Genomic DNA, 20,501 nt, shown 5'->3' with positions numbered 1-20,501 from the left:
AAACACAGCCACTATCCGTCCTCCTGGTACAACAAGGCCAAAAAGCCGGTGAGGCCGCCCACACACACAGGCAGCCACGCCGCAGCAATCGGATGCATCAACTCAGCCTTGCTCAAATCTTCCGTAACTTTCGACAGGACGTAGAGCAGAAAGCCTGCGCCCACGCCACTCAAAACCATCTTCTGGACACCGCCCATCCGAAAGAACCTCAGGCTCACGGAAGCAGCCAGCATCACCATCGCAACCAGCAAAAACGGCTGTGCGATAAGCTTATGATACTGCAAGCGATACCCCGCCGTCGCGAAACCCGAACTCTCGGAGGATTTGATATACGAAGGAAGTTGCCAAAATGACACTGTTTCGGGGGTCGAAAAACTGTTTCTGACCTGCAGCGGGGTCAGGGTCGTGGCCAGGTACATGCTGTCCTGCTCAACCACGGGCGAGATCGAGGGTGTAGCGTCGCACCCCTTTGAACAGCCAGCGGCCGGGCTCCAGCGATGCCTCGCGAGCTTCAATCCGTTCCTTGAACTGGGATTCGGTGTCGAACCGGAACACGGTCAGGCCGGTCAGGCGGACGCCCTGCTGCTCGCTGCGGGCGGCATTGATGATGGATTGGCCCTCGCGATTGACCTGGTTGATCCAGAAGCCGGAGGCGTCCTGGACGCCGCCGCCCGGCGCATCGCCGAACATCTGGGCTTCCATCCGCTTCGATTCCTCGCGCAGGTTGGCCGACAGGGGATTGTAGCCCACGGTCGCGAGCACGCCCAGGACGAGGGCGCTGGCCAGTGCAGGGGAAATAAACTGCCAGGCCGAGACGCCGGCGGCGCGAGCGACCACCAGCTCGAGCCGCCGCGACAGCGCGAGATAACAGGTCATGGCGCCGATCAGGATGCAAAACGGCATCATCTTCTCGAGCAACTGGGGCACCCGGTACAGCGACGTCTGCGCCACCATCAGAGCAGAGGCCGAGGCCAGCCCGGACGTTCGCCTGACCATCTCGATGTAATCGACCAGCACCAGCAGCATGAAGATACTGGTGAACACGCCCAAGGCGGCCACCAAGAAGCGACCGGCGAAATACCTTCCGATGGTGTTGGTGATCATGCTCATGCGGCGGCTGGCCGTCGGAAGAGGCGCAACAACCGCTCGTTGGATCTGTTGATTGCTTCCACCAGCTTCGCCGGCGGCTCCACCACAATCCCGGCTGAGATGATCCAGAAGCTGACGCCGACCGCTGTCACCAGCAGGGCATATTGAAGCGGTGCGGCGAAGTCCGATTTCGCTGCCACGACGGAGCAGGCGAAGCCCGCCATGCGTAGGCCGAACACCGCGGCAATTGCGCTGCCCATCGAGAAGTTGCGGCTCTGCCGCGTCGTCCGTGGCGAGCCCAGAAATGCAAAGGTCAAGGCGGCAAAGGCAAGCGGATAGATCGGCGCCATCAAGCGGTCGTGCATCTCGGCGCTGAACTGCCGCGGCACCTGCTTGTAAAGCGGGTCATCCACTGGCGGCACCATCAATTCCCAGAGATATCGTTCACGAATTCCGTAGGTGACGTCCTGGCTGCGATTGGAGAACTTCGACATATCGAAAGCGTAGCGGCCGAACGCCACCATGGCGGGGTCGGTCTTGCCCGTCTCGAAACGCTGCAGATTGCCGTCTTCCAGAATCAGAAACGAACCATCCTTGTTCTTTAGCACCGTGCCATGGTCGGCAATGATGGTGACGCGCTCTTTGGGATCGCGACGATCATCTACAAAAATCCCGACCAGTAATCCGCCGGGCTGACGCTCCCGGACGCGGATAGTCAGGTTCTGGTCGAGCTGAGCGAAGCGGCCAGGCTGCAGGATATTCGCCAGAACGTCGGCCGTGATCTCGGCGTCCCAGCGCTTTAGCCGGCGCATACCATCCGGTGCCAGATATGAGCCAATGAAAGCCACGAGCAACGATACGACCATTGTCGCGAACAGGAAGGGACGAAACAGCCGTCGCGGCGACAGGCCGGCGGCATTCATCACGATGATTTCGGAGTCGGTCGCGAGCTTGGTCAGGGTGTGGGACACCGCGATCATGAGGGCGATTGGAGCAATGATCAGAACGAGAACGGGAATCGCCAAGCTGGTGACGCCGAGGAAGGTCAGGATGGTCTGACCCTGGCTCGTCATCAGGTCGATTCCGCGCAACGCTTGCGTGATCCAGATCACGCCCGTCAGGCTGACCAGAACCACCGCAAACGACGCCAGCGTCGTGCGGAAAATATACCTGTCGATAGACCCCATCGGTCCGATCAATCCCCATTCCGGCCATTAAAGCCGCCCGCATATCCAATCCCGCAAGGGGACCCCCAAAAGGACATGCCGCGATCCTCACAAGCCCATCATCTCACTTAGCATCCCTTTGATTGGTCAACAAAATGGCCGGGGGATGGCTCGCTCAAGATATGGTTAATTATGTGCCCGATGTGTCCCTTGGGCCACTGAAATGCTTCGCAACTCACTTGGCGGCGAGGAACCGGGTTCGTCGGTAGGGCCCGTTTGTTGGCAAGACCGTCACCTAAGGTCAGAGTCGACACATTCGGACACAGGCAATGCCCGAATCGTGGGTTACGCGCGGTTGGGTTTCCCTCGGGGGAAACACAAGAAACTATCGATCCTTGGCGGTTTCGGTCAGAACCTGTCTTGACGGTTCACGCTGCGACGACAACAAAACACTTGAACCCCGCCGCACTGACCGGATTCCGCGCCGACCCCTGCGACAGCCCTGATCTTCTGGAGGAATTTGCCATGTCCGACGCCGTCAAGGTCGGCTTCGTCCCGTTTGCTAATGCTGCGCGCGGTGCTCTTGTGGTGTTCTGCGACGAAACGTTGAAATTCGGTCCTGCCGCGACCAAGGCTCTCGGGGACGCCGCAGCAACTGTGAAGCGCGCGGCTACAACCAGCAAGTTCAAGGGCAAGAGCGCATCGACGCTCGACATCCTGGCCCCGGACGGCATCAAGGCGTCGCGTCTCATCGTGATCGGCACCGGCAAGCCGGCCGATCTGAAGGAGACCGATCTGCTGAAATTTGGCGGCGTGCTCGCCGGCAAGGTCGGCGGCAGCAATGAGGCGGTGACCGTCATCGCGGAGCTGGCTTCGGGGGCAATGATGCCGGAGCAGGCGGCATCGGTCGCCTCCGGCGTATTGCTGCGCGCTTACAAATTCGATCGTTACAAAACCAAGAAGAAGGAAGCCGATGAGACGCCCGGCAGCGTCGCGGTTTCGCTGGCCGTGAGCGACGTCGCCGCAGCCAAGAGGGCCTTTGCGCCGGGCAATCATATCGTGAACGGTGTCGTGCTGGCCCGCGAGCTCGTGAATGAGCCGCCGAATGTGCTGTTTCCCGCCGAATTTGCGCGCCGCGCAGGTGAGTTAAAGAAGCTCGGCGTCACGGTCGAAGTGCTCGACGTCAAGGCGATGACCAAGCTTGGCATGGGCGCGCTGCTCGGCGTATCCCAGGGATCTGTGCGTCCCGGCCGCATGGTGGTGATGCGCTGGAACGGTGGCAAGAAGGGTGAGCAGCCTGTCGCCTTCATCGGCAAGGGCGTGACCTTCGATACCGGCGGCATCTCCATCAAGCCGGCCGGCAGCATGGAAGACATGAAGGGCGATATGGGCGGCGCAGCCTGCGTCGTTGGCCTGATGCATGCACTCGCGGGCCGCAAGGCCAAGGTCAATGTCGTCGGCGCCATCGGCATCGTCGAAAACATGCCGGATGGCAACGCGCAGCGTCCGGGCGACATCGTGACGTCGATGTCCGGTCAGACCATCGAAATCATCAACACCGACGCTGAAGGCCGTCTCGTACTGGCCGATGTGCTCTGGTATGTGGCGAAGAAGTTCAAGCCGAAATTCATGGTCGATCTGGCGACGCTGACCGGTGCGATCATGGTCGCGCTCGGTACCGAATATGCCGGCATGTTCTCCAACAATGATGAACTCGCTGAGCGTCTGTCCACCGTCGGACAGACCACCGGCGAACGTGTCTGGCGGATGCCGCTCGGTCCGGAATACGACAAGCAGATCGACTCGCAATTCGCCGACATGAAGAACACCGGCACGCGCAATGGCGGCTCGATCACTGCGGCGCAGTTCCTGCAGCGTTTCGTCGACGATACGCCGTGGGCGCATCTCGATATCGCCGGCACCGCCATGGGCGCGCCGAAGACCGAGATCAATCAGAGCTGGGGCTCGGGTTACGGCGTGCGGCTGCTGGATCGGCTTGTTGCTGATTATTACGAGGCGAAGAAGTAGTCCGACACGATGACCGAGGTCCTGTTCTATCACCTGCAGAACATGACGCTGGAGAGCGTGCTGCCGCCGCTGCTCGAGAAGTCACTCGAGCGCGGCTGGCGTGTCGTAGTGCAATCCACATCAGAAGAGCGCGCCGATGCGCTCGATGCGCATTTGTGGACCTATCGTGATGATTCATTTCTGCCGCACGCGACCTGGCGTGTGGCAGACGCGGCGGATCAGCCGATCATTCTCGCGATCGAAGAGGGCAATCCCAATCGTGCCCAGGTCCGGTTCCTTGTGGACAGCGCGGCGGTGCCGGCCGATGCCGACGGCTATGAGCGCATGGTGCTGGTATTTAACGGCGACGATGCCGATGCACTCGCTGCAGCGCGAGCAGCCTGGACTGATTGTAAGGCGAGGGGCTTTACCGCCACTTACTGGCAGACCGATGAACGTGGCCGGTGGCAGCGCAAGAATTAGCTGGCGATTGGCGATCTGCTGCAATTAATGATAATTGTAGATTTCCTCACCGGTATCTACCGCTGTGTCATGGTAGTGCCGCAAATGAATGATGTTACAGGCGCTTATCGCCTGTCTTGGGGTTGCGTAATCGTGCGACAAGAAAAGCTTCATCGAAACGGTCTGCTCGTGCTGCTGCTTGCTGCGCCATTGCTTGCTGGCTGCGCCGGCGTGGGCGGTGACGCATTCTCCACGGATCTGCTGTCCAAGGATGCCGACTGGTTCTCCAAGCCAGGTCGCGTATTCATCAAGAATGTTTCGATCGAGACGCCGCCGCTGTCGCCTGAGCAGGCCGTCAGTCCGCAGGATCTCATCAGCGCTGACGGTGCGTGCCCGGGCATGGCGCCGCGTGATGCCAACGCGCTTGCCGATGGTACCGCAGGTGCGCCGGTTCAAACTGGCGTCGTGGCGCTCGGCCATACCGAATGCGACGTGGCGCGTGGTGCAGGCGCACCCGACAATGTCAGCCTCTCGACCAGCCCGCGCGGCGATCGCGTTGCCGTGCTGACCTATCTGCGCGGTCCGCGTGCTGGCATCTATACGTTTACCGCCGGTCGTCTGACCGTGGTCGAACGCGGTCCGGAAGTTGAGCAGCCGAAGACCGCGCGTCCGAAGGCCAAGAAGCGCGCCGCGACCTGATCCTTTCGTGATGATGTCGAAGTAAGCGACGGCTGCGTTTCAGCCGTTCGCTTCTTCATGCAGAGAACTCGCGCTCAGCCATTGCTCTTCGGCGCGTTGCAATGCGTCCGCCGCAGCGGCGCGGGCTTTGGTGAGTTGCGTGGCCTGCTTCGGATCCTTCTTGAACAGGTCGGGCAATGCGAGCGCAGTATCGATCTTGGCGATGATGGCGGTGATCCGCTCCATCTCGGATTCTGCTTCGGCGACCTGCTGCTTGAGCGGGACTTTCTTTTCTTTAGGCTTCGCCAGTTTTTCGCGGTCCGTGTTTGCGCGGTCGCGCGTCGGCGCGCGCATGCCGCGGGCTTGCATGACGACTTTGCGATAGTCGTCGAGATCGCCGTCGAAATTGGTGACGGTGCGGTCGGCCACAACCCAGAGCTGGTCTGCGCAGGCCTCGATCAGATAGCGATCATGGGAGACCATGATCACCGCGCCGGGGAATTCGTTGATCGCCTCGGCCAGCGCTGCGCGGCTGTCGATATCGAGATGGTTGGTCGGTTCGTCCAGGATGATCATGTTCGGACCGTAGAAAGTTGCGAGCCCCAGCAGTAGCCGCGCCTTTTCGCCGCCGGACAGGCTTTTTACGATCGTATCCGCGGCCTTGCCGGAAAAGCCGATATTGCCGGCACGCGCGCGGATTTTCGATTCCGGCATGTCGGGCATCAGCTTGCGGACGTGATCATAGACGGAGTTGTCCATCACCAGCTCGTCGAGCTGATGCTGGGCAAAGTAAGCGATCGACAGTTTGTCGGCGCGGGTGATCGATCCTGAAAATGGTTTCAGCTTGTTCGCCAGCAGCTTGACGAGCGTTGACTTGCCATTACCGTTGGAGCCGAGCAGGGCAATGCGATCCTCGGTATCGATGCGGAGTGTCACCTGATTGAGTACCGGCTTGCCGGGCTCATAGCCGACCGACACATTGTCCACCGCGAGAATCGGCGGCGACAGGATCTTCTCGGGCGCAGGGAAGACGATCTCGCGCACGTCTTGCGTTACCAGCGCTGAGATTGGCTTCATGCGCTCAAGCATCTTTACGCGCGATTGTGCCTGACGTGCCTTGGAGGCCTTGGCCTTGAAGCGATCGACGAAGTCCTGCAGCCGCTTGCGCTCGGCTTCCTGACGCTTGACGTTCTTGGCGTCGAGCGCCTCCTTGTTGGCGCGGAACTCTTCGTAATTTGAGTAAGTCCCGCGATAATGCACGAGCTTGCCGCGGTCGAGATGCAGGATCTCGTTCACCGACGTATCGAGCAGGTCGCGGTCATGGCTGATGACGATGACCGTGCGCGGATAGTTGGCGAGATGATCCTCGAGCCACAGCGTGCCTTCGAGATCGAGATAGTTGGTCGGTTCGTCTAGCAACAACAGGTCCGGCGCCGAAAACAGCGTCGCTGCAAGTGCCACGCGCATGCGCCAGCCACCGGAGAATTCGGAACAGGAGCGCAACTGGGCTTCAGCTGAGAAGCCAAGGCCGCTCAGAATCGCTGCGGCGCGAGCGGGCGCGGAATGCGCATCGATATCGACAAGGCGGGTCTGGATGTCGGAAATGCGCTCCGGATCGGAGGCAGTCTCGGCTTCCTTCAGCAGCGCGTCGCGCTCGAGATCGGCTTTCAAGACGACGGAGATCAAGCTTTCGGGGCCGTCTGGCGCCTCCTGGGCGAGGCTGCCAATACGCCAGCGGGGCGGGATCGAGATACTCCCGGTTTCTGTGGCCAGATCGCCGCGAATGGCATGAAAAAGTGTCGATTTACCGACGCCGTTGCGGCCGACGAAACCCACGCGGGCTCCCGGCGCAATCTGTACCGTGCTCTCGTCAATGAGCAGGCGTCCGGCGATCCGGATCGAAATGTCTGTGATGGAAAGCATGCGGGGTTGTCACCGCTGCGACGCACAAAGGCAACCCCGATTTGGTCGCCAACGGTGCGTAGAAGATCAATTCTGCTGTTAACGGCTGCCGGTGTTTTCATCCTGCTGCCGCATCCGGTCGATCAGCGTCTGCAGATGGGAGGGCAGGGCATCGTCCGGGCCGACATCCCGGCGCAGCCGTTCGCCGATGGCATTGCAAATCGCCACGCTGGTGGTGCGGTCGATGTGCTCTTCGCCATTATTGATGAACTGGTTCTGCATTGTCTTCCCGGCGCTCGTGGCAGTTGAATGACACTAAGGCAAGTCGTGCGGGCCGAAATTGTTTCAAGATTTATGGATTTGAGGCTGTTTGAGTCAAAATTCGATGAATCGTCGATGGATCTGCCAAGAAAAAGCCCGGCCGAGGGAACGGCCGGGCGGTATTTTACTGTTAGTGGAGCGTCAGTAGCAGCGATTGACCAGTCGCCAACGCGGTCCCCACGGGGTCGGAACGACCCGGCGGACGAGACATCCGCCGCCGCCATAGCCGTAAACCGGCCCGCCGACGAAGCGTGGTCCGCCCCAGCCGCGATGCCAGCCGCCGCCATGCCAGCCACCGCCGTGCCATCCGCCGTGGCCTCCCCAGGCGGAAGCCGAGGTGGGAGCCAGCGCCGCGGCGCCCAATGAGGCCGCTGCAACCAAAGTCAGTGCGATCTTGCGGAACATTCTCATCTCCTCTGGTGCGGCGCGTGTTGCGCCTGCTGTGAATATGGCGCCGGGGGCAAATGCCGTTGGCCGGGGTCATTGCAGGCAGTCTAGGAGGGGAAAGCTGAACCGGATCGCGCCAGCCCTGTCAGGAATGGTTCATGTGGATGACATCTAGGTAATTTCGAGCGCCGGATCTGCCAAAATGGGGCCTGCGACATTTGGACGGATCGCTTGCCGTTCCCGGATAGCGTCGATATAAGCCGCCATCTTCCAGCGACTGTTATTCAAGGATAAATCATGGCTATCGAGCGTACCTTTTCGATTCTGAAGCCCGACGCGACCGAGCGCAATCTGACCGGTGCGATCAACGCGCTGATCGAAAAGGCCGGCCTGCGGATCGTCGCGCAGAAGCGCATCCGTATGACCCGCGAACAGGCCGGCACTTTCTACGCCGTTCACAAGGAACGCCCGTTCTTCGGCGAACTGGTGGACTTCATGACCTCGGGTCCTGTTGTCGTGCAGGTGCTGGAAGGCGAGAACGCCGTCCTCAAGCATCGCGATGTGATGGGCGCAACCGACCCGTCGAAGGCTGCTGATGGCACCATCCGCAAGCTTCACGCCAAGTCGATCGGCGAGAACTCGGTGCACGGTTCGGACGCCCCGGAAACTGCAGCGATCGAGATCGCACAGTTCTTCTCGGGCAACGAGATCGTCGGCTAAACTTCCAGCCGAATTGACGACCGGTCGGCGCGCGGGGGCGCGCCGACCTTTCCAATCAAAACGAACAAACAAAGGGGCGCGCTGTGGACTGGTTGCTGCATATTCTCGATCCGGCGACGATCAAGTCGGTTTTCGTTCAGTTTCAGGTCGAAATGCAGCAGCCCGCATTCTGGGTAGCCGTCGGCAAGATCATCTGGATCAACGTTCTGCTGTCCGGCGACAACGCCCTCGTGATCGCGCTGGCCTGCCGCGGCCTCGAACCGAAGCAGCGCATGTGGGGCATGATCCTCGGCGCCGCTGCGGCCGTCATCCTGCGTATCATTTTCACCGGCATCGTCGCCACATTGATGGAATTGCCCTACCTCAAGCTGGTGGGCGGTCTCGCGCTGATCGTGATCGCGGCCAAACTGCTGGTTCCCGAGCAGGAAGAAGAGGACGGCGTCAAGGCTGCCTCGCATCTGTGGGCCGCTGTGCAGATCGTCGTCGTCGCCGATATCGTGATGAGCCTCGACAACGTCATTGCAGTTGCTGCCGCTGCCAATGGCAGCGTGCCGCTGTTGATCCTCGGTCTCGCCATCAGCGTGCCGCTGATTGTGGCTGGCGCGGCGTTGATCATGGCGCTGCTGACCCGTCTGCCGGTTCTGGTCTGGCTCGGTGCGGCCCTGCTGGGCTGGGTCGCCGGCGAAGTGATCGCGACGGATCCTGCGGTCCTGCCGCTGATGCACAGCTTCTTCAGCGGTTCGGTCGGCACTGGCCTCGACAGCCTGATGTCATCGCTGGGCCTTGGTATTCGTTTCACCAATGGGGGGCATGGTGGCGAGATCGTCTGCGGTCTGATTGGTGTCGCTGTGGTGCTCGCTGTTGGAACGCTGTGGCGTCGTCGCAGCATGGCAGGGCACGCCGAGCAGGCGGCCTAATTCAATAAAAACGCAAAGCGGGCGAGGGGCATTTGCCTTTCGCCCGCTTTTTTGTTTCTGGAATCCGGTGGTTTCTAGAACTTGAATTCGAAGCCCAGCGTTCCCTGGTGGGACTGCGAATAGGCGCGGAACTTGCCGTCATAATTGAGATAGAGACGTGCGGTGTTGCTGAGGCTCAGCGACGCCGATGCGCCGGCATCCGCGCCGTACTGGCTTTCGCCGATCCCCTGAACGGTGATGCTTTCGGAACCCAGGCTAACCGTAACGTTGCTAAAGCGCTGATGCACGTTGTCGACGAATTTGGCATAGCCCGACAGATCCAGAATCTTCTGATCGAATATCCAGTAACGTCCGACTTCTGCGCCAATCAGGATACGCGCACGCTCGGCTGAGGCGCCGCTCGCATTGACGGGATTGAGGCCGCCAAGTTCCTGCATCGCGCCTGTTGTGGCGCGGGTGTATTCGAACGCGGCCTTGGGTACGATGCGCGCCTGTTCGTAAGTCCAGTAGTAGCTCAGCTCGGTGAGCGCGCCGTCGATCCGCGCATTGTAGCCGGCGCTGGCGAGCCCGAGGCCCGTATCGCGGCGGGAGTTGATATCGCCGAAGCCGTGCACCAATGCGATTGCCCAGGTCCACGCACCCTGATCGACCGATGCGTTGAGGCCGATTTGCGTGAGGTCGAGCGTCGCGGATTGCAGCGCCAGCGGAATATCGATCGTGGTGTGGCTCTGGTCCACCGACAGCCCGACATTGACGCCCGGCATCAGCCGCGCGCCGATCCCGGCGACGCCGCCGATGGTTCTGCGCTTGTCGCCGACGAAACCTCCGAACGCGCTTGTATTCGCGCCGACGCCATAGAATTCAGCCCAGCTTCGGAACCGTGGCGCTTCGGTGGTCTCCGATGCGCCGCCGCCGCCGGGATTGGTGCGCGACGCGCGGTTGAAGCCGTAGCTCGCCTGATCGCCGAGGCGACGCAGGAACTGGCTACCGAGATCGCCAATGGCGATGCCGGCGGATTGCCCGGCATTGAAGTCGGTTGATGAGGGCACCGGTGCGGCTGCTGGCGGCGGTGTCGTCGGTGGCGGCGTGGTAGGCGGCGGTGCGACCTGGGCAGATGCGAACGAAGGCGCAACCACAAGCGCAACGGCGACGCCGAGTACAATAGTCCGACACTGCCGACTGGCAGCCGGCGTCCTGTCCGTTCGGGCGTATCGCGATGAATCGCGCATTGTCACTCTTTTCGAAATTGTCGCTGCAGAGCCGTTCGAGTGCGGCAGAGCATACGCGATCCCTTCGGCGTTGCCGCTGCGCATTGAGCACCTCCGGTGGCGATTGACGCGTATTGTTGTGCGATTGCCACAGCGGATTCGTGTCGCTTTTCATCACGTTATGACCATTCACGCAGGGCGGCCCGACGATGTTTCAATCCGGCACGTCTGCTCATGGATCCGGTCAGCGGCTTCGATAGGCACGCTTGAACGCGGTCGGTGTTGCGGCCGATGGTATCAAAACCTCGGCCGTAAAAAGCCAAAGACTTGCGTAGCCAAAATTTTCATGTTGGAATTCTTGCGCAATCGGATTGAGGCCGTTCGACTGTGCGTTTTGTGAGCAGGACATTCAGCAGACACCGGGAAGCCCGCTTGTGGCGTGGTACGCATGATGCGTGGCCGCGTCTTTTTTGTATCTAGATTGGGAGACAGACGATGCAGAAGGGCACCGTCAAATGGTTCAACCCCACCAAGGGGTATGGCTTCATCAAGCCGACTGTCGGCGACAAGGATGTCTTCGTGCACATCTCCGCCGTCGAGCGCGCGGGCCTTAGCACCCTCAATGAAAACCAGACCATCGAATACGAGCTGGTGGAAAATCGCGGCAAGGCGTCTGCCGAGAATCTCAAGATCTCATAATTGAGTCTTGCTATGCCGGCCCTGACATATGGGCCGGCCGACTGATGTAACTCCGGCGCAAGCCGGGCCTTTTGTGGCTCCGGTGCGGATCGCGCCGAGCGGGCGAAGCTATGGCTGCATCATGGCTTCTTTGGCTTCTTCGCCTTTTTGGCCGTTTTCTTGGCGGGTACAGCCTTCTTGGGGGCCTTGTCCTTCTCGGCGTTCTGAGCCTTCATCGCTTGCGCCGCTTCTGCGATCTGAAGTGCTTCAACGGCCTTACGCATCGATCGCGCATAGCTATCGGCGGCATTATCGGCGGACATCTGAAGGCGCTTGGCGGCGGCCATGCCTTGCTCCGCCGCGTCCTTCGCCAGTTGCTTGAAACGGTCTTTGGCGGTCTTGTCCTTGGCCTTGGCGGCCAGGCCCGCATAGCGATCGCGTTGTGCCTTGACGGCTGCCATCAGTGTCTTGTTTTGCTGCTTAGCAGTCTGCCGGATGATCACACCCAGATCGGCGCCCGTCATTCTTCATTTCCTTAAGTGACAGCCAGAATAGTCAATTGTTTCAATTATGCAGTTGCCATTGAGGCATTGCAATCGTCGCAGCTCGTGGCGCTTGCCGGCGTACTGGACGAGGTGAGCTCATTGTCCGATGTCGTAAGCACGGATCGGGTTTCTTTACCGTAAAGATACTCGGCAATTGCGCTTGCGTGGCGGAATCATGATACCGCGAGACGTCCCGTCCGGCGCAGCCAGGTCTGGCCTGTCGATATGCGGTGCCAGATTGGCTGGCGTGTGGAGCATCCTGCGATGACGGTGCCGGCGAGATCGCGTTTCCGGATTGGGTTCAGGACGTCGATTATTGCGCTGTTCGTCGGCGTCGTCCTGACGGTCGGTCTTGCGCTGGTTTATCTCAGCTTCAGCCGGGTGAATACGATCATCCGGACGGCGGCTTCATCGTATCTCAGTGTGGTCGCGCAATCGGCGACCGATCGCATCGATGCGCAGCTCAAGAGCGTTCACGACAATCTGGATATCCTGCGCGGTATCACATCGGTCCAGTCCGCGGAGCTCAAGAATAACCCGCGGCTGAACATCCTGCTGGCGTCGATGCTGCGCAACAACAAGCAGCTCTTCAGCCTGTACATGGGATATGAGGACGGCTCGTTCCTGGAAATGGACCTCATCGACCGAACGGGAGCTGGGGTGAAAGCGCGCTTCGGGGCGCCGGACGGGGCCAGATTTCGCCTGTTCACGATCGTGAAGGCAGGCGATTTTGGACCGCTTCAGACCACGACCGCCTATCTCGACGATGCGCTGCAGCCTTTGGCAAGTCTGCCCGGACCGGTCGATTTCGATCCTCGCGTTCGGCCGTGGTATCGCGGCGCCTTCGAGCCCAATGCCAGTCTGCTGACCGAGCCCTATATTTTCTATCAGACCGGTGACATCGGCTACACGCTGCGGATGCCCATTGTGGAGGGGCAGCGGGGTGTTGTGGCCGGCGATATCCTGCTCAGTGAAGCCGAGGCCATGCTGCGCAAGCAGCAGCTCGGGCATTCGGGCGTGGCCTACCTGTTTGATGATGCCGACCGGGTTCTGGCGCATCCCGAGATGTCCCGCTGGCTTGAAGCCACGAGCGTGCCGAACAAACTGTCGGAGCTACCGCGACTGAGCGATGTCGATACGATCGGCGCGACTGCGGCCATCAAGGCGTGGCGCCAGACCGGCGTTGAGCAACAGTTCTTCGATGACGGAACCGGGCGTGCCTATGCGGCGGCATTCAGGCCCGTAGAGATGGCTGGATCGGCCAATCTTCGCGTTGGCTTCTTCGCTCCGCTCGATGAGTTCTATGCCGAGATCGAGCAAGAAAAGCGCACGCTCTTCATTCTCGCATTTTGCTTCGTCATCGCCGCCGTACCGATTGCGTTCTGGATCGGCAACAAGCTGTCGCTCTCCCTGCGGATTCTGGCGCGCGAGGTGGACCGGATCCAGAACTTCCGCTTCTCGTCGATGCCGCAGCTGCATTCTCCAATCCGCGAAATCGACGATCTCGGGCGATCGGTCTTCACCATGCGCACACTGGTGCAGACATTCTCGAATTTCGTCCCCAAGCGTCTGGTTCAGCAACTGGTCGAAACCGGCACGGCCATGCAATTGGGCGGCGAGCGCCGCGAAGCGACCATCCTGTTCACGGATGTCGAGAATTTTACAGGCATGACCGAGAACGAGGATCCGACGCGGGTGATGCTCTACACGTCGCGCTATTTCGCTGCGATTTCGGACGTCATTGCTACGCATCAGGGCACGGTCGATAAATATATCGGCGATGCCGTGATGGGACTTTGGAACGCGCCGATCGAACATACGAACCATGTGGCACAGGCCTGTGCCGCCGTGCTCGATTGCGTCGAAGCCAATCGGAAGCTCAATGAGGAATTCGAGCGCGAGGGCTGGCCTGTCTATAAGACCCGGTTTGGCCTGCATGTGGGCGATGTCATGATCGGCAATATCGGGTCACCCGATCGCATGAACTACACGGCGCTCGGAGCCACGGTGAATCTCGCGTCGCGGCTGGAAACCCTGAACAAGGATTACGGAACCAGCGTCCTGGTCAGCGAAGCTGTCAAGGAGCGGGTGGACTCCCTGTTCCTTTTCCGCAGCGTCGCCCGGATCAAGCCGAAAGGCTTTGCCGCGGAAGTGCAGATCTATGAGTTGCTCGGCGCGCGAGACCAACATTCCGTCGTTGCGTCTGATCGCCACGCCAATTTCCCTGTTTGATCGATGGGGGCCGCGCTATAGTAGGTGTATGGCAACCCATAGAGACAAGTTGCGGAGATGACCGAGGTGATACCCGTGCGGCGGGGGCGCCCTCGATCGGTCGAGACCGAGGATGCGATCCTGGACAGCGCCTATCGCATGATGGCAGCGCAGGGGCTCGCTGCGACGACCATCGATGCGATTGCGCGGGATTCCGGCGTCTCCAAGATGACGATCTATAAATGGTGGCCGTCGCGCGAAGCGGTACTGATCGACGCATTTCTGCGGCAGGCGTCCACCATGCTGCCGCTTTCCGAGAACGGCGATCCGTTCATGCGCATCACGAAACATGCCGCGGCCTATGCCGTGGCGCTGAACAGCGATTTCGGCAAGGTACAGCTCGCTGTCATCGCCGAATGCATCTCGCGGACCGGTTCAGCGAAAATCTTCTCCGAACGCTATCTCGGTATCCGCCGGGACATATCGCTGGCGATTATCAAGGACGGCCAGAAGGACGGCAGCATCGTTGCTTCGGAGCCGGCGGGCGATCTTTATGATCGGATCTATGGCACGCTATTTTATGAGTATGTCTTTGGATTTCGGCCGCTGACGGCCGACTATGCGCGCAAGCTCGTCAAATCCGTATTGTCGGCGCAATAGTCAGATGCCGCCTTGCCGCGCGCGACGAAACCAGCGCCAGGTTTCGCGTGTGACGGCCCGGTAACCCCAACCGCGATGCGTGATGCGCTCGTCGATGATGGCATTGAGCTTCGGCAATGCGTGGAAGGGCACCGACGGATAGGCGTGATGCTCGACATGGAATGGCATGTTCCAGGTGAACCATTTCGTCAGCGCGTCGGTATAGGTCGTGCGGGTGTTCTCATAGGCGCTGCGGGTACGCTCGCAGCCGGTGTGTTCGGCATAGAGATAGGGCCGCAGGAAGAGCTGGCCGACATAGAGCGGGACGAGCCAGCACCACAGCAGCATCGTGCTGGAGAGCGCGATAGAAGCGATCAGCAGCGCCAGATAGACGAGCGTATAGATGCGGGCCTCGCGCACCACCATACCCTGCTTGGATTCCGAAATCCACGGCGCCACGGCTTGTCCGGTCAGAGCACGGCGGACCAGCAGACGGATCCGATTGGTCAGTTGCACGATGCCGGTATAGGCGATGGCGAGTCTGGTGTCGGACGAGGGGATCGTTGCGGTGACGAGTTCAGGATCGCGGTCGGGATCCTGCGTGAAGCGGTGATGGTCCCAGTGAAATAGCGCATAGTGTTCATAGGGCAGAACGATCATCAGCGACGAGACATGGCCGAGGGCCTCGTTCAGCCGCCGGCTGGTGAACACAGTCTTGTGCGCGGCCTCGTGCACCGCCATGAACAGGAAGGCGATGAGATAGCCCTGGATGATGATCAGCGGGATCGCCCACACCACGCCGTAGCGGGTGGCGACCTGCCAGATCAGTGTTCCAACCAAAGCGATCAAGGCATAATGGCTGATCGAGCGAATGAGTCCCGGAAGATTGGCCCGAACCGACAGGTCCTTCAACTGTGCAGGCGTCAGGGCGCGGGTTTCGATCTTGCCATGGCCAACTGCATCCATCGTCATCGGTTCGTTCCGTTCTCGGTTCAGGCGTCGGCGGCGAGCAGCGCGGAGACCTTCGTGTTGATGAAGGTGGCGTCGGTTGGAATCTTGACGGGATTGCCGGCGCGGTGTCCGTGCAACGAGGGGATCGGACACAGTTCGGCGGCGCGTGCGTTGGTCAGAAGAGGGAGTTCGTCTTCGTTGTCGCCGACCTGAAAATAATTGTCCGTCTGCCCAGGCATCAGCAGAACGCGTGCCTTGATAGCAGCCATGGCTTTCCGGAAGTCGCCACGGAATGCATCGCAGCGGCTGATATCGCCATTCTGCCAGGTCCAGAGTTGAGCAAGCAGATTGTTGGCATCACGATGCGCAAAGGCGACATCCCATGATCGTGTCAGATAGTCTTCCAGTGAGATGAAACCGGCCTCGCGCCAGAGCTCATCGCGGTAGAAGCCATGCGACATCGCCCAGCCTGCATAGACGCGTCCCATGGCGCGAAGGCCGGCTGATGGTTTCGAAACAAAGCGGCCATCGACAAAGGCAGGATCGGTCGTCAAAGCCGCCCGCACGCTTTCGAGAAACACGGCGTTGAACGGCGAACAGCGGGCGCTGCCGCAGACCACTGCCGCGCGTGCCACCATGTCCGGATAGCGGGCGGCCCAGTGATAGGCCTGCATGCTACCCATCGACCAGCCATAGACGAGTGCCAGACGCGCGACGCCGAATTGCTCGGTCAGCAGGCGATGCTGGATCGAAATAGCGTCGTGATAGCTGATGTTCGGATAGGGGGCGCCAGCCAGAGCTTCCAGCGAATTCGATGGTGACGACGACAGCCCGTTTCCGAACAGATTGGGGATGACGATAAAGTAGCGCTCGGGATCGAGGGCCGCTCCGGGCGCGATCAGCCACTCGGTGTCGTAATGCTGCGCGGCGAACGACGTTGGATAGAGGATGACATTGTCCCTGGCAGCATTGAGCGTGCCGTAGGTCTTGTAGGCAAGCTGCAGGCGCGGGTGACGCTGGCCGGATTGCAGCAGCACGTCACCCGCCTCGAAGATCTGGTAGTTGCTCGGCGTATTCATGCTGCAGCTCCGGAGGGTCCGTTGACGCTTGCCGAGGGTGCGACAAGCGATCCGCTCGACAAAATTTAATAACTGTACTATTGGTATATTAATTGGCGAAGAGCGCAATGCCGAAACTTCGGCATTGTCGCCTGAATAGCATGCAGCTGGTTGCCACCCGTTGGCGGCTCGGCGACATCTTGGTTTTGTATTCGAAACGTACAAGAGACTTGCGGCCCGTTAGTCTATTCACTGGCCTGTCATCGGCGCAGAGGCGGAAAGCGGCCAGGTTGTCAGCATAAGCCGCTGTGAATTCGAAGTCGCGCTTGCCCGCAACCCACACAAAGGAGTCTGGATCATGGGAACCATCACCACCAAAGACGGCACCGAGATTTTCTACAAGGATTGGGGCACCGGACAACCGATCGTGTTTCATCACGGCTGGCCGCTGAGTGCGGACGACTGGGATAACCAGATGATGTTCTTCCTCAATCAGGGCTATCGCGTCATTGCGCATGACCGCCGCGGCCATGGCCGCTCCAGCCAGACCGCGACCGGCAACGAGATGGACACTTATGCCGCCGATGTCGCCGAACTCACCGACAAGCTTGACCTGAAGGATGCCGTCCATATTGGCCATTCCACCGGTGGCGGTGAAGTCGCGCGTTACGTCGCGCGGGCCAAGAAGGGGCGCGTCGCCAAGGTGGTGCTGGTCAGTGCGGTGCCGCCGATCATGCTCAAGACCGAGAACAACCCGGGCGGCCTGCCGCTCGAAGTGTTCGACGGTTTCCGTGCTGCTCTGGTTGCCAACCGTGCGCAGTTCTACGTCGATGTCCCGGCCGGTCCGTTTTACGGTTTCAATCGGCCGGGCGCGAAGGTCTATCAGGGCGTGATCGACAACTGGTGGCGGCAGGGCATGATCGGCGGCGCCAAGGCGCACTATGATTGCATCAAGGCGTTCTCGGAAACCGACTTCACCGAAGACCTGAAGGCGATCGATGTGCCTGTGCTCGTCTTGCACGGCGATGATGACCAGATCGTGCCTTATGCCGACTCTGCACCGCTGACGGTGAAGCTGCTCAAGAACGGGACGCTGAAGACCTATCCGGGCTTCCCGCACGGCATGCTGACCACTCATGCGGATGTGATCAACCCGGATCTGCTGGCGTTCATCAAGAGCTGATGCACGTACCAGAAGCCCGGCAAGGCAATGCCTTGCCGGGCTTCTTTATTTTTGTACGCCTTCGACCTATCCCGCACACACGCGCCTCATCGCTCCCACGGATTCATAGTCTCCTGCGCACACGCTGGAAGCTCTGGCAAAAAAAAGGCAGCGCGATCCGTTGTACAAGCGACTCTGCCTGCGGTCCGGCGGACCATACGTCGCATCATCAAACTGTTGCCCAGAAGCACTTCTTACGCCAGAATGCAACCTTTGATTGATGTTTGGATTGGGCCGCAATGGCTTGGTGTCGGCGTAATGCGCCTGATGCGCAGCCAGTCGTGGCGAAAGTCATTGGGAGGGGACGTTGGATCGCGACGATTTGGAATCTCGCAAAGACATCGTCTCTACGACGTCGCAGGCGCTGTCCACCCAGCTCGAAAAAATCATCACGCGCAAGGACTCGAGTTTCGTGCCGCCTGCCAGCCGTGCGCGCCGAAGTGCACGGGCGCGGTCGGACAAGCGGTTCGAGATGCGAAAGGAATTGCTGGAGGCTCCGCGCAGCGATCCGAATGCGTTCGAGCGCATGATTGGCGAAAGCGATCTGCTCTCCATCAACTTTCTGGATCGGGGCAGGCGGGCGGCCGATGCGGTATGCCGCATCAAGGTCCCGAGTAACGGTGGCGCCTGGTACGGCACAGGTTTTCTGGTAGGTCCTCGACTGCTGCTCACCAATCATCACGTCCTAGGAGACGCGGATGAGGCCAGTCAGTGCGAAGCCGAGTTCGGCTATGAGCACGACCTCGATGGCGTCCTGCGCGAAGGCGTCAGTTTCAACCTGCGGCCTCACGAGATTTTCTACACCAACTCCGAACTGGACATCACCTTCGTTGCCGTGACGCCACTCTCTGACAGCGGCGTGCCGATCGAGCGCTATGGCCGGCTTCCTCTGCTTCCGCTATCGGGCAAAGTGGTGGATGGCGAGTGGGTTACCATCATCCAGCATCCTGGCAGTGAGCCGAAACAGATCGCGATCCGGTCGAGCCAGATCGTCAAGCTGGATGCGAAAACGTCGGCCGGGATCGACATAAACAAATTCATCCATTACTCGACCGATACCGAGCCAGGCTCATCTGGGGCGCCGGTCCTCAATGATCAGTGGCAGGTCCTCGCTTTGCATCACAAGGCGGTCCCCGCGCCGACGAAGCTGCGAAATCCCGCCAAAGAGCCGGTCTGGATTGCCAACGAAGGTATTCGGGTCAGCGCCATCTATGTACAGCTCGAGCGCGAACGTTTCGAGATTGCGCAGGCTGGACTGGTGCTCGATAGACTCGAGAAGGCATTGGGTCTGCCACCGATGTCGCAGAGCATGGCGCCGGGCGAAACCATGCTGGAAGCCGACCGCAAGCCGTTGCCGGCAAAGCGGTGGACGAATGTCAAAGGCTACGACGAGGAATTCCTGACCGAGAAGGTCGCGCTGTCGCGAATTTACGCTCCGCTCCTCGCCAAGAAGCTGGTTGCGCCGCTGCTCGGTAGGTCGGCGGGCTATGAACTCGACTACCATCATTTTTCCACGGTGATTCACGCCAAGCGAAAATTTCCGCTGATCACCGCCGTGAATATCGACGGCAATAAGCTCGTTCATCCGGGACCGCGCAAGGATACCTGGCGACGCGACGGGCGGATTGCTGACGAATATCAGCCTGCCGGCAATTTCTACGAGAAGGCCAAAGGCGACGACGCAGTCCAGTTCAGCCGGGGCCATCAGGTTCGTTTACTGGACCCTTGCTGGAGCGCGGCACCCAAGGCGGCTGCTGCCTTGGCCGAGTCGAAACTCGCATCCGAAGACACGTTCCACTACACCAACGCGGCACCGCAGGTGCAGAAGTACAACGACATCGACTGGGGCAATCTGGAGGACTATCTCCTCAACAAGGCGCAGACCTCCGAGAAGAAGCTGACGATCTTCACCGGCCCGATCTATCGGCCCGACGATCCTGTTTACGGCAAGAGCCGCGAGAGCGGACCCTGGCAAATTCCGCTGTCGTTCTGGAAGGTCGCGGTTTTGCAGAAAACCGACAGCAGGATCGCGGCTGCCGCCTTTGTGGTAGGGCAGACGGAATACGTGCAAGCCCTGTACGAAGCCAAGGTATTCTCCGGATTGAAGCCCTACACTCTTGATGAGATGCGGAAACGGCGGATCCAGACCACCATCACGGCGATCGAAAACGAAACTGGTCTGGATTTTTCGGCGGTGAAGGATTTCGACGCGCACGGGTCGCTCGAGGCGACCCGCCAGACACGCTGGATCAACGATCTCGGCGATATCATTATCTGACGGAGCACGATGCAAGGTCACGGCAAGGTCTTTGGCGACCAATGAGATGGCTGCGGCGATGC

18 protein-coding genes and 1 pseudogene are annotated in these 20,501 nt (G+C 60.2%); 10 read left to right on the top strand and 9 right to left on the bottom strand.

Translation table 11 applies throughout. The features are described 5' to 3' along the window. Positions 1-11: 11 nt before the first annotated feature. A pseudogene (gene lptG / locus RSO67_RS04060) lies at positions 12-1,110 on the bottom strand (LPS export ABC transporter permease LptG). Then, positions 1,107-2,276, bottom strand: coding sequence for an LPS export ABC transporter permease LptF (lptF, locus tag RSO67_RS04055; protein ID WP_315842466.1), 1,170 nt, complete (start codon positions 2,274-2,276; stop codon positions 1,107-1,109). Before lptF ends, lptG begins: the two are co-directional and overlap by 4 nt. 504 nt (positions 2,277-2,780) lie before the next feature. Here lptF and RSO67_RS04050 point away from each other — a divergent pair. The 3 genes from RSO67_RS04050 to RSO67_RS04040 all read left to right on the top strand — a co-directional run bounded on the left by RSO67_RS04050 (position 2,781) and on the right by RSO67_RS04040 (position 5,423). Then, the gene (locus RSO67_RS04050) at positions 2,781-4,283 is read left to right on the top strand and encodes a leucyl aminopeptidase (protein ID WP_315842465.1); all 1,503 of its coding nucleotides are present in this window, start codon (positions 2,781-2,783) and stop codon (positions 4,281-4,283) included. Between the two features lie 9 nt (positions 4,284-4,292). Further along, entirely contained in the window at positions 4,293-4,745 is a 453-nt protein-coding gene (locus RSO67_RS04045) for a DNA polymerase III subunit chi (RefSeq protein WP_093758304.1), read from the top strand. A gap of 84 nt (positions 4,746-4,829) precedes the next feature. Next, the gene (locus RSO67_RS04040; RefSeq protein WP_246297406.1) at positions 4,830-5,423 is read left to right on the top strand and encodes a hypothetical protein; all 594 of its coding nucleotides are present in this window, start codon (positions 4,830-4,832) and stop codon (positions 5,421-5,423) included. Positions 5,424-5,462: 39 nt separating this feature from the next. Here RSO67_RS04040 and RSO67_RS04035 read toward each other — a convergent pair whose 3' ends face one another. The 3 genes from RSO67_RS04035 to RSO67_RS04025 form a co-directional block, all read right to left on the bottom strand. Next, positions 5,463-7,325, bottom strand: a complete 1,863-nt coding sequence (locus tag RSO67_RS04035) for an ABC-F family ATP-binding cassette domain-containing protein (protein ID WP_315842464.1) — start codon at positions 7,323-7,325, stop codon at positions 5,463-5,465. Positions 7,326-7,403: 78 nt separating this feature from the next. Beyond that, complete coding sequence (locus tag RSO67_RS04030) at positions 7,404-7,586, bottom strand: hypothetical protein (RefSeq protein ID WP_315842463.1); 183 nt, start codon at positions 7,584-7,586, stop codon at positions 7,404-7,406. 180 nt (positions 7,587-7,766) lie between these two features. Next, entirely contained in the window at positions 7,767-8,030 is a 264-nt protein-coding gene (locus RSO67_RS04025) for a sulfur globule protein precursor (protein ID WP_068731077.1), read from the bottom strand. 279 nt (positions 8,031-8,309) lie between these two features. Here RSO67_RS04025 and ndk point away from each other — a divergent pair, with 279 nt between their 5' ends. Beyond that, entirely contained in the window at positions 8,310-8,732 is a 423-nt protein-coding gene (gene ndk, locus RSO67_RS04020; protein ID WP_068731078.1) for a nucleoside-diphosphate kinase, read from the top strand. 83 nt (positions 8,733-8,815) lie between these two features. Beyond that, on the top strand, positions 8,816-9,649 hold the full coding sequence (locus RSO67_RS04015; protein WP_315842462.1) for a TerC family protein: 834 nt from the start codon (positions 8,816-8,818) through the stop codon (positions 9,647-9,649). Between the two features lie 74 nt (positions 9,650-9,723). Here RSO67_RS04015 and RSO67_RS04010 read toward each other — a convergent pair whose 3' ends face one another. Continuing rightward, on the bottom strand, positions 9,724-10,878 hold the full coding sequence (locus RSO67_RS04010; protein ID WP_315842461.1) for an autotransporter outer membrane beta-barrel domain-containing protein: 1,155 nt from the start codon (positions 10,876-10,878) through the stop codon (positions 9,724-9,726). Between the two features lie 474 nt (positions 10,879-11,352). Here RSO67_RS04010 and RSO67_RS04005 point away from each other — a divergent pair, with 474 nt between their 5' ends. Beyond that, positions 11,353-11,556 carry a cold-shock protein gene (locus tag RSO67_RS04005; protein WP_315842460.1) on the top strand — a complete coding sequence of 68 codons (204 nt, stop codon included), beginning with the start codon at positions 11,353-11,355 and terminating at the stop codon, positions 11,554-11,556. Between the two features lie 119 nt (positions 11,557-11,675). On the opposite strand, the gene RSO67_RS04000 is transcribed toward RSO67_RS04005, so the two are convergent. Next, entirely contained in the window at positions 11,676-12,059 is a 384-nt protein-coding gene (locus RSO67_RS04000) for a hypothetical protein (protein WP_315842459.1), read from the bottom strand. A gap of 285 nt (positions 12,060-12,344) precedes the next feature. Between RSO67_RS04000 and RSO67_RS03995 the strand changes: the two genes are divergently transcribed. Both RSO67_RS03995 and RSO67_RS03990 read left to right on the top strand, forming a co-directional pair. Further along, the gene (locus RSO67_RS03995) at positions 12,345-14,312 is read left to right on the top strand and encodes an adenylate/guanylate cyclase domain-containing protein (RefSeq protein WP_315842458.1); all 1,968 of its coding nucleotides are present in this window, start codon (positions 12,345-12,347) and stop codon (positions 14,310-14,312) included. 57 nt (positions 14,313-14,369) lie between these two features. Next, positions 14,370-14,951 (top strand): TetR/AcrR family transcriptional regulator, encoded by a 582-nt coding sequence (locus RSO67_RS03990; protein ID WP_315842457.1) that lies wholly within the window; start codon positions 14,370-14,372, stop codon positions 14,949-14,951. Here the strand turns inward: RSO67_RS03990 and RSO67_RS03985 are convergent, their stop codons facing one another. Next, positions 14,952-15,902, bottom strand: coding sequence for a fatty acid desaturase (locus RSO67_RS03985; protein WP_315842456.1), 951 nt, complete (start codon positions 15,900-15,902; stop codon positions 14,952-14,954). Positions 15,903-15,922: 20 nt separating this feature from the next. Further along, the gene (locus tag RSO67_RS03980; RefSeq protein WP_315842455.1) at positions 15,923-16,960 is read right to left on the bottom strand and encodes an alpha/beta fold hydrolase; all 1,038 of its coding nucleotides are present in this window, start codon (positions 16,958-16,960) and stop codon (positions 15,923-15,925) included. A 337-nt stretch (positions 16,961-17,297) separates the two neighbouring features. On the opposite strand from RSO67_RS03980, the gene RSO67_RS03975 reads away from it, so the two are divergent. Beyond that, positions 17,298-18,122 (top strand): alpha/beta hydrolase, encoded by an 825-nt coding sequence (locus tag RSO67_RS03975; protein WP_315842454.1) that lies wholly within the window; start codon positions 17,298-17,300, stop codon positions 18,120-18,122. Between the two features lie 565 nt (positions 18,123-18,687). Continuing rightward, on the top strand, positions 18,688-20,439 hold the full coding sequence (locus tag RSO67_RS03970; protein WP_315842453.1) for a DNA/RNA non-specific endonuclease: 1,752 nt from the start codon (positions 18,688-18,690) through the stop codon (positions 20,437-20,439). Positions 20,440-20,501 lie beyond the last annotated feature (62 nt).

This window comes from Tardiphaga sp. 709 (genome assembly GCF_032401055.1).
Taxonomy (GTDB): domain Bacteria; phylum Pseudomonadota; class Alphaproteobacteria; order Rhizobiales; family Xanthobacteraceae; genus Tardiphaga.
This window is presented reverse-complemented; position numbering and strand designations above follow the sequence as displayed.